Here is a 15,408-nt window from a genome sequence, read left to right as displayed (position 1 = left end):
GACAGGATGAGCGCCGAATTCGACGTGGTCGTAGAAATCCCCAAGGGCAGCCGCAACAAGTACGAGGTCGATCACGCGACCGGGCGGGTGACGCTGGACCGGTATTTGTACACCTCCTTCGGCTACCCGAGCGACTACGGCTACATCGAGAACACCTTGGGCGAGGACGGGGACCCGCTCGACGCCCTCGTGCTGCTCCCGGAGTCAGTGTTCCCCGGAGTCGTCGTCCGCGCGCGCGCCGTGGCCCTGTTCAACATGACCGACGAGGCGGGCGGCGACGCGAAGGTGCTCGCCGTCCCCGCGGGCGACCCGCGTTGGGACTCGGTGCAGGACCTCGCCGACGTCTCCGCCTTCGACCTCGACGCGATCAAGCACTTCTTCTCGCACTACAAGGACCTTGAGCCAGGCAAGTCCGTCCAGGCCGCCGACTGGGCCGACCGGGCGGCCGCCGAGGCGGAGATCCAGCGCAGCGTCGAGCGGGCGAAGGCCTCCGGGCACTGACGGTCATGTCGCGTTGACGCGTTTCGCGGTGTCCCGGAAGAGCTTCAACACGAGCGCGGAGTCCGCGGCAGGGTCTTTGAACGAGAAGCTGACCGCGACCACGCTCGCGCCTTTGATCTTGGCGGCGTAGACGGTCTCGGTGAACCCGAAGTCCAACGCGGACCCGGTTCCGGGCCCGCCGAACGCCATGTTGATGTTCGGGGCGAAGGCGAACACGAGTCCGGCAGCGTCGCCGAAGCCGAGTTTCGGGTCGGCGGGTTTCATCGAGCCGTCCACCCGGAAGTCGTCGTCGTAGCTGGAGTTCTTGCTGAATTGGAAGCTCCCGCAGCGCGCGGCGAGCCCGCGCACCGTCTCCACCAGCGATTCCTTGCCCGCCGCAGGCCCGATTTCCACCGTGACGGCATGCATGTCCCCGGACAGCGACTTGGCGATGAAATCGTTGCCGCCGCCGGTGTCCGGCGCCTTCACCCCGGTCACCGACGGATGCTTTTGAGCCTTGTACAAGCTCTCCGGCAGCGAGCATTCCTTCGGCGGGGAGCCGAAGACCAGCCGCAAACTGTCGATCGGGGACGACATCGCGCTCGCCCCGCCCCGCAGCACCTCCTCCGAAGAGACGTCCCAGCCGCCGGGGAAGTCCTCCGCTTTGGGCAGATACCCCTGCCACCCCCCGCTCGCGGCGCCGCCGCCCGCTGTGTCCGCGATGCGCGCCGCCATGAGCAAAGCAGGCGCGGCGCAGCCGGTGAGCACGGGGAACACAAGCAGAAGGACGCAGAACAGACCAGTCCTCAAGAGCCTCATGCCCACACGATACCCCCAAGCCCGACGGGCGGCCCCGTGTTACGGACACGATAATTTTCCCTCCGGTATTGGACATGTCCCCGTCGCAAGCGGGAACATAAGAATGTGTTCATGCATCAAGGCATCGGACTCGAAGGCCTGAACGCCCTTGAGCCGAAAAGCGCCGTGAGCGCCCTCTTCGAATGTTGCCATTGCGTGGTCCTCGCGGAGCGGCTGGCCAAAGCCAGGCCGTACGCGAGCCGGTCAGACCTGTTCAGCCTCGCCGACCACGAGCTTTTCCGGGTGGACGAGGAAACCCTCGGCCAGATCGTCGCCTCGCACCCCGGCGTCGGGTCGAGGCCGAAGAGCAAAGCGAGCGAAGGCGAGCAGTGCGCGATCTGGGACCAGGACCACGCGGTGATGAGCCGCCTGCACGCTGTCGTCGGCCAGTACGAAGCGCACTTCAACCGCCCGTTCCTCATCTACGCGGGGGAGCTCAGCGCTGGAGAAGTCATCGCTGTGGCCGAACAGCGGTTGCACAACGACGAAGAGACCGAGGGCAAAGTCGTCCGCAACGAGCTCGCCAAAGTCCACCGCCACAGGCTTGAGCGGATGCTCGGCCCGGAAGGCGGCTACCCGCTCTGGTGACGAGCCGCGCGGCGGCATAGAAAAGCGGGACATGGAAAAGCGGCCAGGAAAACCTGGCCGCTTTTCCATGTCGAGAACCTCAGTCGTTCGAGCGTCTCAGTCCCGTTCAGGCACTACTGCTGGATGCAGGAGCGAAGCGCGTCGTTCAACGCCTTGTCGAAGGCGCTGATCGCGCCAGCGGTGTCGCCCGCGTCGCCGTTGTGGTCGATGGTGGTGATCAGTTCGTGGCCTGCCTCCACCGCGTCATGCAGCGCGCTGCCGGTTTCGTCGTTCTGCTTGGCCCCTTCCTGGAGGTTGGCCAAGTATTGGGGGAGCTGGCTGTCGATGCGGGCACGAGCTTCCACAGCGTCGCCGCTCCAGTCCCAGCCCTCGACCTTCGTGGCGACCTTGAGCGGCCAGGTCGCATCGTCGATCTGGGTCTTGTTGGACCGGATCACCGCGCAGGCCGAGCCGCCAGTCGTGCCGGCGGGGACGGGGGCGGTGGACTCGGGCGAGACCGGGGTCGGGGTCTCGGTGGTCATGGTCGGGGTCTCCGCTGTCGGCACGGCCGGAGCGGGGGCTGGCTCGGGGTCTGCCACCGCGAGGGACGAGCCCAACGCGCCGAACATCAACGCAGCAGCCACCACAAGCCCGCGAGAGGCCTTGGTTCCACGCATAGCGAACTCCATATCTATATGCTGAGCCTACTGCTCAGGCGTCCTGAGCGGCCGCAGCCGCTATCCTGCGATTGACAACGCTACCGTCTCTTTCTGGAGGAATCCTGTGAGCATAGCCCAACAGGCTGGGCGCCACGAACTCGCTTTCTCCTGTCGCAACACCGGAGCGCGGCGCCGCACAGCGAAGCACTAGGCTCAGCAGAACCGATTGCCCGCTCGTTGAGCATGGCAAACACCCCTGAGGACGGAGCAACGCATGAACAGCCCGATCACCCCTCGGCATCCCGGCGGCCCAGGGCACGCGGGACAGCACTTCCAGCAGCGGCCGGCCTCCTCCGCCCAGCCGCCCTACGGCGGCCAGCAGCCGCCGCCCCCGTATGGCCACGGCCAGCCGCCCCCTCCCCCGCCGTCCGCGCAATACCCGGCGCATTACGCGCAGCATCCCCCCATGCCGGCTCCGAAGCGGAAAAACAAAGCCCTGCTGTGGTCGCTCACCGGAGGCGGCCTCGCCGCGGTGCTCGTTGTGGCCGCCGTGGCGCTGCTCCTCGGCAAGAGCGGCCGCAGAGACGCAGCAGACGGGCAGTCCGCTCTCAGCTCCCTGGCGGGGCATGAGGACGGCCCCGGTCACACCTCGACAGGAACAGGCTCCTCGAGCCTTCTGAACAGGGACCCCCAGGAGCTGCTGCCGCTCCTGCCCGCGCCGTCGGACTTCCCAGCGGGAACCCCGGTGCAGCCCTCTATCGACGCACCTGGCGAGGCCAACGCCGACGAGCGCGTCAAACCGCTTCCCCCAGAGGCGACCAATCCGCCCGGCTGCTGGAGCCATCTCGAAATCCGCAGGAACCGCGACGATTTGCCCGACATCACGAGAATCGTCACCGCCGTGGCCAAGGACGCCAAAGGCCAGGTGATCGCCGGCGCGCAAATCGCGAAGGAGAACAACAACGTCAACGCCCTCGAACAGGCGAGGGCGTGGCTCGGCCAATGCCGAGAATTCGACTACATCTATCAGATCCAGCCCGGCGAGGCTCCTGTCCATTTCCGCGTCGCCCCGCTGCCCGGCCCCGCCGGTTTCTCCGACCCGTTCTTCGGGGTGGAGTTCACCGAGCTCGGCCCGCAGGGCCCTCGGGGGCACGAGTATTTCTTCGCCGCCCGCATCCGGGGCCTCTTGGTGCTGTCCGAAGGCGTGTGCGACCTGTCCAGCTGCGACGAGAGCCAGAACGCCCAAATGCGCCAGCAAATCCCCATCATGTTCTCGAAAGTCGTGCAGGGTTTGCGCAATATGCGCTAACGCCGCGCAAGCCCGAGGCGGAAGTGGAGGGATTTGAACCCCCGGAGGGTATTAACCTCACCCGCTTTCAAGGCGGGCGCATTCGGCCGCTCTGCCACACTTCCTCAGACAGCTCCGACACCCCGGAGCCGCACTAGTGTACCTGGTGGCCCTGCCGGAGCCGCCAATTCCAGCGGGGCGCGATCACGCCCGCGGCTCGCCTCCCCAAAACCGAAACCGTCCTTCGCGCCCTCTGCGTTCTCCGCCTGGGACGTGTTCTCGGCTTGGGGTTGAGCGTGGTGTTCCTCACCATCCTCAGAACGGGCGCACGGGGTCGGCGGACGGCTGAAAAATCTTCTCCCCGCACGAACGGTTTTCCGCGCCGGGCGCAGGACGCCTTTTGGCGTGGCGCACCGGCGAAGACCTCAGTGCGACGCTGGGCAAAGCGTGCTACCGTACGAATGATGACCCCGACTGCTGATTCGTCTTCAACTCCGAGCGGTTCTGTGCAATCACGGACCCGGGCCTCGTCGAACGCGAAGACACCGCGAAAAACCGCCGTGAAGAAAACCTCCGCGGCGAAAAAGACTCCTGCGGCGAAGAAGAACCCTGCCAGCCGGATTCCGATTCCGAAGCGCCAGCGGCGCCCGACGCGCGCGGAAGTCCGCAAACGCCTGCTCGACGCCGCGCTGATCGTGTTCGGCGAACTGGGCTACACAGCCGCGTCCCTCGACATCGTCGCGGCGGCGGCGGGCCTCACCAAAGGCGCTGTGTACAGCAACTTCTCCAGCAAAGACGAGCTGTACTTCGCCATGATCGAAGACCAGCTCGAACGCCGTGTGGCCGAAACCAATTTCGCCGCCAGCGGCTCCGCCGACCTTGATGAGATCAGCCGGTTCTTCACCTCCAATATTTTCAAAGAGCGCCACTGGAGGCTGGTGTGGCTTGAGTACTGGGCCCGCGTCGTCCGCGAGGAAGAGCTGCGCCAGCCCTATCTGCAAGCCCGCCAGCAGTTCGCGACGCGGATCAAGGAGGCGTTCGGCCCGGTCCGCGAGAACCTCGCCAAAGAGGCTGCCGGGAAGAAACCTTCCGTGGAGCTCACCGAGGAAGAACTCGCGACCGTCCTGCTCGCGGTCAACGAGGGCCTGACCGTCCAGGCATTGCCGGACCCCGAGAAGTACCCGAAGGAACTTCTCGGGAAGTTGCTGCGCAAACTGCTGTCCTGAAGCCGAAACGGCGATCGCTGGAATCCCGTCCCATGCGCGCGATTGTTGTGCCTTCCGCAGACGGCGAAGCCATGTTCCTGGCCGAGGCTCCTCGTCCGGAGCCCGGTCCGCGCGACGTGCTCATCGAAGTCGCCGCCGCTGGCGTGAACCGGGCCGACCTCGCGCAGCGCGCTGGCGCGTACCCTCCCCCGCCCGGAGCGAGCCAGATCCTCGGGCTTGAAGTCGCAGGACGGATCGCGGAAATCGGCGGGGAAGTCACCGATTGGGCTGTGGGCGACGAAGTGTGCGCCCTGTTGGCAGGCGGCGGCTACGCGCAGTACGCCGTCGCGCACGAGGCGTGCGTCCTGCCGGTGCCGCCCGGGGCGACACTGGCCGAAGCGGCTGGGCTGCCCGAAGTCGCGGCCACCGTCTGGCTCAATCTCGGCATGATCGGCGGCCTCGCGCCCGGCAGGCGCGTGCTGATCCACGGGGGCGGGAGCGGCGTCGGGACCCACGCTGTCCAACTCGTGCGAGCAGTCGGAGCCGAGGCGGCAGTGACAGCGAGCCAGGGAAAGGCGGACCGGTGCCGGGAGCTCGGGGCGCAGATCGTCATCGACTACAGAACAGAAGACTTCGCTGACGTGCTCCGGCGGCGCTGGCCCGACGGGGCGGACCTGGTGCTCGACCACATCGGCGGCCCCTACTTGGCTCGGGATCTGAAAGTGTTGGGCCTGGACGGAAAAATCCTGCTCATCGCCAGCATCGGCGGCCGTCACGCGGAACAGATCGACCTGGGCGCGCTCCAGCTCAAGCGCGCGAGCGTCATCGGCTCGACGCTGCGCAACCGGGCGACGGGCGGGACGCTCGGCAAGGCCGCGATCATCGCGCAAGTGCGCGAGCACGTCTGGCCGCTCATCGCCGAGGGCACGGTCAAACCGGTCCTTGACAGGACTTTTCCGCTCGCCGAGGCCGAGGCGGCGCACAGAGCTTTAGCAGCAGGGGAGATCTTCGGCAAGACTGTCCTACTGGCATGAGACACTAGAGAGACTATGACCGAGGAGAACCACCAGTCGCACAACATCGTCATTCTCGACCAGCCGCACGCGGAGGACGGCCTCGACCGACTGGTCGAGCAGCCCGCCAAGGTGATGCGGATCGGTTCGATGGTGAAACAGCTCCTTGAAGAGGTGAAAGGCGCTCCGCTCGACGAGGCGTCGCGCGCCCGGCTCCGTGAGATCCACACCCGGTCCATCGAGGAGCTGCAAGAAGGACTCGCGCCCTCGATGCGCGAGGAGCTCCAACGCCTCACCCTCCCGTTCACGGAAGGCGAGACCCCTTCCGAGGACGAGCTGCGGATCGCGCAGGCCCAGCTCGTCGGCTGGCTCGAAGGCCTCTTCCACGGCATACAGACCACGCTCATCGCGCAGCAGCTCGCCGCTCGGGCGCAGGTCGACCAGTCCCGGCACGAGGCGCTGCCGCCGGGGCACAGCGCCGGGCCGGGCTCCGGGCAGTATCTTTGACGCTTGGAATGACAAGAGAGCGAGACCATGCCGAACAACACGTCGCAGAAAGCCGCGGCGACGCCCTGGCCGCATCCGACGAAGAGCCGAGCCGACGGGGCCGCTCGGCGCCTCCTCGGATGAGCGGCACAGCCGCAGAGCACGGGTTCGCCCCGGCACGGGCCTCCTCCCGGTCTTTCTCACGCGCCTGGGACGATTTGCGACGCGGCGTGGAAGGCCGCGAACTGTGGTTGCAGCTCGGCTGGCAGGACATCAAGCAGCGTTATCGCCGCTCGGTGCTCGGCCCCTTCTGGATCACGATCTCCACCGGCACCATCGCCATCTGCCTGGCCCTGCTGTACTCCATGCTGCTGGGCCAAGATCTGCGCGACTTCCTCCCCCATGTCACCGTGGGCCTCATCATCTGGAACCTGATTCAGAACTCGGTCGAGGAGGGCTCTGAGGTCTTCATCGTGAACGAAGGCCTCATCAAACAGCTCCCCGCGCCGATCAGCATCCACATCTACCGGCTCATTTGGCGCCAAGCCCTGCTCATGGCGCACAACTTGGTCATTTACGTCATTCTGATCGCCGTGTTCCCGCCGAGGCACTGGTCGTGGTCGATGCTCCTCGCCTTCCCCGCGCTCGCCCTGCTCCTGCTCAACGCGGTCTGGGTGGCGATGGTCGCGGGCGTCGTCGCCACCCGGTTCCGAGACGTGGTGCCGATGGTCTCCAACATCACCCAGCTGCTCTTCTACCTCACCCCGATCGTCTGGACCACCCAAGGACTGACCAAGCAGGGCGGCGCGGTGGCCCGGCGGGCGCGGCTCGTGGAGATCAACCCGCTCTACCACTATGTGGACATTTTGCGCGCGCCGATGATCGGAGCCCCGCAGGCGGCGTACCACTGGTGGATCGTGATCGCCCTGACCGCGGCGGGATTCGGATGCATGCTCGTCGTGATGCGGCAATACCGCTCCCGCGTCGCGTACTGGGTGTAGGAGGAAACCATGACTGTGTCCGTCGACCTCGCCCAAGCCTGGGTGGAGATCCCCATCTTCGACGCCAAAACCCGCTCGCTCAAGAAAGCGGTGCTCAGCAAGGCAGGCGGCACAATTGCCGGTTCCAGCAAATTCCCCATCGTCGAAGCGCTGCGCGACATCACGCTTTCGCTGCACGAGGGCGACCGCATCGGCCTCGTCGGGCACAACGGAGCCGGCAAGTCCACGCTGCTGCGTCTGCTTGCCGGGATCTATGAGCCGACCCGGGGCACCGCGGTGGTCCGTGGCCGCGTGGCTCCGGTCTTCGACCTCGGCGTCGGCATGGACCCGGAGATCTCCGGGTACGAGAACATCCTCATCCGGGGGCTTTTCCTCGGCCAGACCCGCAAGTCGATGCTGCGCAAAATCAAGGAGATCGCGGAGTTCTCCGAGCTCGGCGACTATTTGGACATGCCGATGCGGACCTACTCCACCGGGATGCGCATCCGGCTCGCGCTCGGTGTCGTGACCAGCATCGACCCGGAGATCCTGTTGCTTGACGAGGGCATCGGCGCGGTGGACGCCGACTTCATGAAGAAGGCGCGCGAGCGCCTGCAAGCTCTCGTGCGCCGCTCGGGCATCCTGGTGTTCGCCAGCCACTCCAACGAGTTCCTCGCCCAGTTCTGCGAGCGCGCGCTGTGGGTGGACCACGGCAGCATCCGCATGTCTGGCGGCATCGAGGAAGTCGTCACAGCATACGAGGGGCCCGCCGCCGGGGCGAGCGTCGCACACGTCCTCGCGAATCCCGGCTGGGACGAGACCCCCTGATCGGCCCGGGCATGCTCCTCGTCTCGAATACTTTCCCGCAGAAATTTCCCCACAGCTGTCACCGCGGCCGGGGTTCGTTCCGCACTGGCGCAGGCGCCGCACCACATCAGGGAGCATGTGCGCGAGGGCCGAGCCGGAAATCCGGCGAAAAACACGCTCGCCCCCCATCCGGGGGCGCCGCGGCTCCGAATGCATAGTGGCAGGGCAAACTCTGCTCTGCCTCGAAGGGACTCTCGAAGGAGATACGTCACTATGCTCAGCACTCTCAAAAACTCATTCGCAGCAGCAGGCGTCGTCGCGGTCGCGACGATGGGGCTTGCGGGATTGACAAACGACAGTTCGGCGCTGCCCGGGATCTCGGCGGCCAGTGCGCAAGGGTATTCGTCGGCGCTGGTCGGCGCGGGCTGCAAGGCGTACGCCGCGAAGGTGCCGGCCGGACCCGGGTCAGTCGCCGGATTGGCCGCGGACCCGGTCGCGGTGGCGGCTTCCCATGTCCCGTTGCTGACGACGCTGACGTCGGCGGTGTCGGGCAAGCTGAATCCCGAGGTGCATTTGGTCGACACCCTTGACGGCGGCGAATTCACGGTGTTCGCCCCTGTCGACTCGGCCTTCGCGAAGATCGACCATGCCACGATCGACTCGCTCAAAACTGATTCGCCGACCTTGACGAAGATCCTCACCTACCATGTGGTGCCTGGGCAGATTGAGCCCGAGGACATCGACGGCGAGCACGCCACCGTGGAAGGCGGCGCGGTGACCGTCACCGGCTCCGGGGACGATCTGAAGGTCGACGGCGCGTCGGTGATCTGCGGCGGCATCCACACCGCCAACGCGACGGTCTACCTCATCGACACGGTCCTCATGCCGCCGACCGAATGACGTGTTGCTCGCCGCACCGGCGCGGGTGGGGCGAGCAAGGCAAGTCGTCCGACCCGGCAGCGCTCCGCCGTATGGCGGGCAGCACTGCCGGGTCGGACTCGTGCTGGTGCAGTCAGCCCAATGGCTGGGCGTGCGGCGCAATGGGCCTCGGCAGCGCCGTCTCGCCTTCCAGCCATTCGTCCACGGCAGCGGCGGCGGCGCGGCCCTCGGCGATGGCCCACACGATCAGCGACTGGCCTCGGCCGCCGTCGCCGGCGACGAAGACGCCCTCCACGCTCGTCTGGTAGTTCTCGTCGCGCTTGACGTCGCCGCGCTCGGTGAGCTCGACGCCGAGCTTGTCCAACAGGTCCGGGCGCTGCGGCCCGGTGAAACCCAGCGCGAGCAGCACCAGGTCGGCCTCTTGGGTGAACTCGCCGCCAACGGACACAATGGAGCGGCCTTCGCGACGGACGTCCTCATGCGCTTTGAGCCCGACGAGCGCGCCGTCGCGGCCGATGAACTCGATCGTGTTGGCCGCGAACACGCGCTCGCCGCCCTCCTGGTGCGCGGCCGAGGAGCGCAAGACCCTTGGGTAGGTGGGCCAAGGCATCGTCTCGTCGCGGGACTTCGGCGGCTCGGGGTTGATGTCGAACTGATGCACGCTCGCCGCGCCTTGCCGAAGCGCGGTGCCGAGGCAGTCGGCCCCGGTGTCGCCGCCGCCGATAATCACGACGCGCTTGCCCCTCGCGTCGATCCGCGCGGCGCGCCCCTCGTACAGGGCGCGGTTGGCCTCCGGCAGGTAGTCCATCGCTTGCACGACCCCGTCGAGGTCGCGGCCCGGAACATCCAGCTCCCTTGGCTCCAGGGCCCCGACGGCGAGCACGACCGCGTTGTAGCTGGCGCGCAGCTTCTCCACAGTGACGTCGACGCCGACGTTCACGCCGACGCGGAAAATCGTGCCTTCCGCCTCCATCTGCACGAGCCTGCGGTCGATGTGCCGCTTCTCCATTTTGAAATCGGGGATGCCGTAACGCAAAAGGCCGCCGATGCGCTCGTCCCGCTCGAAGACGGTCACCATGTGCCCGGCTCGGGTCAGTTGTTGCGCGGCCGCCAGGCCAGCGGGACCGGAGCCCACGACGGCGACGCGCTTGCCGGTGAGCTGATGCGGGTGCACCGGCGGGACCCAGCCCTCCTCGAAGGCGCGGTCGATGATCTCGACCTCGATCTGCTTGATCGTCACCGGGTCCTGGTTGATGCCCAAAACGCACGCCGATTCGCACGGCGCGGGGCAGAGCCGGCCGGTGAACTCGGGGAAATTGTTCGTCGCGTGCAACCGCTCGATCGCGTCACGCCACTGGCCGGTGCGGCTGAGGTCGTTCCAATCGGGGATCAAGTTGCCGAGCGGGCAGCCCTGATGGCAGAACGGGATGCCGCAGTCCATGCACCGGCTCGCCTGGTTGCGCAGCGTCGTCTCGTCGAACTCCTGGTAGACCTCGTTCCAGTCGCGCAGACGCAACGGCACGGGCCGACGCGCGGGGAGCTGGGCCATGGTGTGCTTTAAAAAGCCGCTCGGATCAGGCATGGCAAGTCATCTCTTTCTCGCTGGAAAGCACCGCGTGCTCAGCCACGAGTCGCCTCCATAATCGCTTGGTTGGGGTCGCGGCCCTCGCGCTTGGCGCGTTCGATGGTGATGAGCACGCGCTTGTAGTCCCTGGGCATCACCTTCACGAAGTTGCGCCGTTCGGTTTCCCAGTCGGCAAGGGCGCGGGACGCGACCGAGGAACCGGTCTCGTCCACATGCCGGGCCAGAATCGCGCGCAACCACTCCTGGTCGGAGCCGTCCACGTCTTCGAGGTTCACGAACTCCGGGTTCACCCGGCGCTCCAACGTGGTGTCCGGGTTGTAGATGTAGGCGACGCCGCCGGACATGCCTGCCGCGAAGTTGCGCCCGACTGGGCCGAGGATGACGACCTTGCCGCCGGTCATGTACTCGCAACCGTGGTCGCCGATGCCTTCGACAACGGCTGTCGCGCCGGAGTTGCGCACCGCGAACCGCTCGCCCACCATGCCCCGGATGAAGGCGTGGCCGCTGGTCGCCCCGAACAGCACCACGTTGCCAGCGATGATGTTCCTTTCGGCGACGAGCCGGTCCGAAGACTCCTCGGCCGGACGGATCGTCACGTTCCCGCCCGAGAGGCCCTTGCCGACGTAGTCGTTCGCCTCCCCGCGCAAACGCAAGGTGACGCCCTTGGGCACGAACGCGGCGAAGCTGTTGCCCGCGATCCCGGTGAAGTCGACGGTGATGGCGTGCTCGGCAAGGCCCGCCGCGCCGTGCGCCTTGGTGACCTCGTAGCCGAGCATGGTGCCCACGGAACGGTTGAGGTTGCCGATCTTCGACTCGATGAGCACTTCGGCGCCGTTGTCGATGGCGTCCCTGGCCTGGGAGATCAACACCTGGTCGAGCGCCTTCTCCAGCCCGTGCTCCTGCTTGCTGGTGCAGTACGGGGCCTGGTTCATGAACGGCGACTCCGGCTGGTGCAGGATCGGCGAGAGGTCCAGCTTGCCCGCTTTCTCACCAGACCAGCGCGCCAGCGCGCGCGAGGTGTTCAGGTGCTGCGATTGGCCGATGGCCTCTTGCAGGGTGCGGAAACCGAGGCTGGCCAAAAGCTCGCGGACCTCTTGCGCGACGAACTCGAAGAAGTTCACGACGAACTCGGGCTTCGCGTCGAACCGGGCCCGCAGCACCGGGTTCTGCGTCGCCACGCCCACCGGGCACGTGTCCAGGTGGCACACGCGCATCATGACACAGCCCTCGACGACGAGCGGCGCGGTGGCGAAACCGTACTCCTCGGCCCCGAGCAGCGCTGCCACGACGACGTCGCGGCCGGTTTTCATCTGCCCGTCCACCTGGACCACGATCCGGTCCCGCAGCCCGTTGAGCAACAGGGTCTGCTGGGTTTCGGCGAGGCCGAGCTCCCACGGGGCCCCCGCGTGCTTGAGCGAGTTCAACGGGCTCGCGCCGGTGCCGCCGTCATGGCCCGAGATGAGCACGACGTCGGCGTGGCACTTGGAAACCCCGGCCGCGACCGTGCCGACGCCGATCTCCGAAACGAGTTTCACATGGATCCGCGCCTGCGGGTTCGCGTTCTTCAGGTCGTAAATGAGCTGCGCGAGGTCTTCGATCGAGTAGATGTCGTGGTGCGGCGGCGGGGAGATGAGCCCGACTCCGGGCGTGGAGTGCCGTGTCTTCGCGATCCACGGGTACATCTTGTGCCCTGGCAGCTGTCCGCCCTCGCCGGGCTTCGCGCCTTGCGCCATCTTGATCTGGATGTCGGTGCAGTTCGCGAGATAGTGCGAGGTCACGCCGAACCGTCCCGAGGCGACCTGTTTGATCGCGCTGCGCCGCCAGTCGCCGTTCTCGTCCGGGGTGAACCGGTCCTCGTCCTCGCCGCCCTCGCCGGAGTTCGAGCGACCGCCGAGCCGGTTCATCGCGATCGCGAGCGTCTCGTGCGCCTCCGCGGAGATCGAGCCGTAGCTCATCGCGCCGGTGGAGAACCGTTTCACGATCTCGCTGACCGGCTCCACCTCCTCGACCGGGATGGGCGCGCGACCGCGCGGGTCGAACTCGAACAGCCCGCGCAGCGTGCCGATTTTCTCGGCCCGCTCGTCCACGGCCCGGGTGTACTCCTTGAACACGTCGTAGCGGCCCGTGCGGGTGGAGTGTTGCAGCTTGAACACCGTCTCCGGGTTGAAGAGGTGGTACTCCCCCTCCCGGCGCCATTGGTATTCGCCGCCGACTTCCAGCTCGCGGTGCGCGCGCTCCTCAGGGCGTTCGATGAAAGCGCGGTGGTGGCGCACCCCGACGTCGGCGGCCAGCTCGGCGAGGCCCACCCCGCCGAGCTGGCTGCGCAAACCCGTGAAGTACTCGTCCACCAAACCCTGGTCCAGGCCGATAACCTGGAAAAGCTGCGCTCCCGTGTAGGAGGCGAGGGTGGAGATGCCCATCTTGGACATGATCTTCAAGACGCCCTTGCTGGTCGCCTTCAGGTAGTTCGCCTCGGCTTTGGCGTAGGTGAAGCCCGGCATCAGCTTCCGCTCGACCAAGTCGTGCAACGTCTCCAACGCGAGGTACGGGTTGACCGCCGCCGCGCCGCAGCCGAGCAGGGCCGCCATGTGGTGCACCTCGCGCGCGTCGCCGGTCTCCACGATCAAGCCGATCTTGGTGCGGGTCTTCTCCCGGATCAGATGGTGATGCACCGCCGCAGTGAGCAGAAGCGACGGGATCGGGGCCAGCGACTCGTTCGAATTCCGGTCCGAGAGGACGATGAGCCGCGCGCCCCCCGCGATCGCGTCCGACGCCTGGGAGCGGATCACGTCGAGGGCGGCGGCGATGCCGTCGCCGCCCTTGGCCACCGGGTACAGGCCAGGGATCACCGTGGAACGCAGCCACGGGTACTTCCCGTCGTCATTGGCCGCGACCAGCCTCGCCAAGTCGTCGTTCGAGAGGATCGGCTGCTCCAGCTGCACCTGGCGGCACGAGAGCGGCTCGGGGTTGAGCACATCGCGCTCCGGGCCGAGCGAACCGTACAGGCTCGTCACGATCTCTTCGCGGATCGCGTCCAGCGGCGGGTTCGTCACCTGGGCGAAAAGCTGCTGGAAGTAGTCGAACAACAGCCTCGGGCGCTCGGACAGCGCGGCGATGGGCGTGTCCGTGCCCATCGAGCCGATGCCTTCCTGTCCGGTCATCGCCATCGGCTTGATGAGGATGTTCACGTCTTCTGTGGTGTAACCGAACACTTGCTGGCGGTTGAGCACCCGCTCGTGGTTCATCCGCACCGTCTCGCGCTCGGGCAAGTCGCGCAACGCGATCTGCTCGTGCAGCCACTCCCCGTAGGGTTGGGCGGCGGACAGCTCGTCTTTGACCTCTTCGTCCGTGATGATCCGGCCTTCGGCCATGTTCACCAAGAGCATCCTGCCCGGCCGCAGCCGGGTCTTCTGGATGATCTTCTCCTGCGCCACGGGGAACGCCCCGGCCTCGGAGGCCACCATCACCTCGTCGTCAGTGACCCACACCCGCCCCGGACGCAGGCCGTTGCGGTCGAGCAACGCCCCGACCAGCGAACCGTCGGTGAAGCACATCGCCGCAGGACCGTCCCACGGCTCCATGAGCGAAGCGTGGTAGCGGTAAAAGTCCCGGTGCGCCTTCGGCATGTCCGGGTTGTTCTCCCACGCCTCGGGGACCATCATGAGCATCGCGTGCGGCAACGGACGGCCAGCGAGGGTCAAGAGCTCCACAACCTCGTCGAACCGGGCGGTGTCCGAGGCTCCGGGCGTGACGATCGGGAAAATCTTCTGCCACGCCTCCGGGCCGCCGAACACGTCGCTGCGGATCAACGACTCGCGCGCGCGCATCCAGTTGGAGTTGCCCGCGACCGTGTTGATCTCGCCGTTGTGCGCGATGAAACGGTACGGGTGCGCGAGCGGCCACGAGGGGAAGGTGTTCGTGGAGAACCGGGCGTGCACGATGGCGACGGCGGACTCCACCCGCTCGTCCTGCAAGTCCGTGTAGAACTCGCGCAGCTGCAACGTGGTGAGCATGCCCTTGTAGACCAGCGTGCGGGCCGAAAGGCTCGGGAAGTACACCCGCTCATCGCCCCAGCGCAACTCGTGCTCCACGCGTTTGCGCACAATGTAGAGCCGCCGCTCAAGGTCCAGGCCGTCGAGCTGGCCACGCGGGTCCGCGATGAAGATCTGCCGGAACGTCGGCATCGCGTCCCGCGCCAGCGCGCCGATGGACGAGTCGTTGACGGGCACCTCCCGCCAGCCGAGCGTCGCGAGGCCTTCGGACTCGACGATCTTTTCCACAGCCCGCGCCGCCTGTTCGGCGTCGGAGCCGCCCTGGGGCAGGAAAGCGATGCCGGTGGCGTACACCTCGGGCAGTTCGAACCCGGCGACAGCGCGCAGGAACCGGTCCGGCACCTGGATGAGCGCGCCAGCGCCGTCCCCGGTGTTGGGCTCGGCCCCGGCCGCGCCACGATGGTCCAAATTGACCAGAGCGGCGATCGCCTTGGCGACCAATTCGTGGCTACGGCGGCCATGAATGTCAACGATCATGGCCACGCCACAGGAATCGTGCTCTTCGGATGGGTGATAAAGCCCTTGCGGGCTGGGGCTGCGGTTCATCTG

General features: G+C 66.9%; 13 protein-coding genes and 1 tRNA gene. 9 read left to right on the top strand and 5 right to left on the bottom strand.

From position 1 onward, the window contains the following. Positions 1 to 6 precede the first annotated feature (6 nt). On the top strand, positions 7 to 501 hold the full coding sequence (locus SROT_RS02000) for an inorganic diphosphatase (RefSeq protein ID WP_013137339.1): 495 nt from the start codon (positions 7 to 9) through the stop codon (positions 499 to 501). A gap of 3 nt (positions 502 to 504) precedes the next feature. Here SROT_RS02000 and SROT_RS01995 read toward each other — a convergent pair whose 3' ends face one another. Further along, entirely contained in the window at positions 505 to 1,299 is a 795-nt protein-coding gene (locus SROT_RS01995; protein ID WP_013137338.1) for a hypothetical protein, read from the bottom strand. A 111-nt stretch (positions 1,300 to 1,410) separates the two neighbouring features. Between SROT_RS01995 and SROT_RS01990 the strand changes: the two genes are divergently transcribed. After that, complete coding sequence (locus SROT_RS01990; protein WP_013137337.1) at positions 1,411 to 1,926, top strand: 2-oxo-4-hydroxy-4-carboxy-5-ureidoimidazoline decarboxylase; 516 nt, start codon at positions 1,411 to 1,413, stop codon at positions 1,924 to 1,926. Positions 1,927 to 2,039: 113 nt separating this feature from the next. Here the strand turns inward: SROT_RS01990 and SROT_RS01985 are convergent, their stop codons facing one another. After that, positions 2,040 to 2,582, bottom strand: a complete 543-nt coding sequence (locus tag SROT_RS01985) for a hypothetical protein (RefSeq protein WP_013137336.1) — start codon at positions 2,580 to 2,582, stop codon at positions 2,040 to 2,042. A gap of 256 nt (positions 2,583 to 2,838) precedes the next feature. Here SROT_RS01985 and SROT_RS01980 point away from each other — a divergent pair, with 256 nt between their 5' ends. Further along, a complete protein-coding gene (locus SROT_RS01980; protein WP_013137335.1) occupies positions 2,839 to 3,873 on the top strand; it encodes a hypothetical protein in 1,035 nt (344 codons plus the stop codon). Positions 3,874 to 3,891: 18 nt separating this feature from the next. On the opposite strand, the gene SROT_RS01975 is transcribed toward SROT_RS01980, so the two are convergent. Then, positions 3,892 to 3,977 (bottom strand) — tRNA-Ser (locus SROT_RS01975). Positions 3,978 to 4,412: 435 nt separating this feature from the next. Between SROT_RS01975 and SROT_RS01970 the strand changes: the two genes are divergently transcribed. From SROT_RS01970 to SROT_RS01945, 6 genes are all read left to right on the top strand, one after another. Continuing rightward, positions 4,413 to 5,078, top strand: coding sequence for a TetR/AcrR family transcriptional regulator (locus SROT_RS01970; RefSeq protein WP_245535336.1), 666 nt, complete (start codon positions 4,413 to 4,415; stop codon positions 5,076 to 5,078). Positions 5,079 to 5,110: 32 nt separating this feature from the next. Beyond that, positions 5,111 to 6,091 (top strand): NAD(P)H-quinone oxidoreductase, encoded by a 981-nt coding sequence (locus tag SROT_RS01965; protein WP_013137333.1) that lies wholly within the window; start codon positions 5,111 to 5,113, stop codon positions 6,089 to 6,091. 15 nt (positions 6,092 to 6,106) lie between these two features. Next, entirely contained in the window at positions 6,107 to 6,577 is a 471-nt protein-coding gene (locus SROT_RS01960) for a bacterial proteasome activator family protein (RefSeq protein ID WP_013137332.1), read from the top strand. 119 nt (positions 6,578 to 6,696) lie between these two features. Further along, complete coding sequence (wzm, locus tag SROT_RS01955; protein WP_013137331.1) at positions 6,697 to 7,557, top strand: galactan export ABC transporter permease subunit Wzm/RfbD; 861 nt, start codon at positions 6,697 to 6,699, stop codon at positions 7,555 to 7,557. Between the two features lie 9 nt (positions 7,558 to 7,566). Continuing rightward, positions 7,567 to 8,364: a galactan export ABC transporter ATP-binding subunit Wzt/RfbE gene (gene wzt, locus SROT_RS01950; RefSeq protein ID WP_013137330.1), complete on the top strand. Its 798-nt coding sequence runs from the start codon at positions 7,567 to 7,569 to the stop codon at positions 8,362 to 8,364. Positions 8,365 to 8,616: 252 nt separating this feature from the next. After that, positions 8,617 to 9,243, top strand: a complete 627-nt coding sequence (locus tag SROT_RS01945) for a fasciclin domain-containing protein (RefSeq protein WP_013137329.1) — start codon at positions 8,617 to 8,619, stop codon at positions 9,241 to 9,243. A 112-nt stretch (positions 9,244 to 9,355) separates the two neighbouring features. On the opposite strand, the gene SROT_RS01940 is transcribed toward SROT_RS01945, so the two are convergent. Further along, complete coding sequence (locus SROT_RS01940) at positions 9,356 to 10,804, bottom strand: glutamate synthase subunit beta (protein WP_013137328.1); 1,449 nt, start codon at positions 10,802 to 10,804, stop codon at positions 9,356 to 9,358. A 38-nt stretch (positions 10,805 to 10,842) separates the two neighbouring features. Beyond that, positions 10,843 to 15,405, bottom strand: coding sequence for a glutamate synthase large subunit (gene gltB, locus SROT_RS01935; protein ID WP_013137327.1), 4,563 nt, complete (start codon positions 15,403 to 15,405; stop codon positions 10,843 to 10,845). Positions 15,406 to 15,408 lie beyond the last annotated feature (3 nt).

It is taken from the genome of Segniliparus rotundus DSM 44985 (assembly GCF_000092825.1).
Lineage (GTDB): Bacteria > Actinomycetota > Actinomycetes > Mycobacteriales > Mycobacteriaceae > Segniliparus > Segniliparus rotundus.
This window is presented reverse-complemented; position numbering and strand designations above follow the sequence as displayed.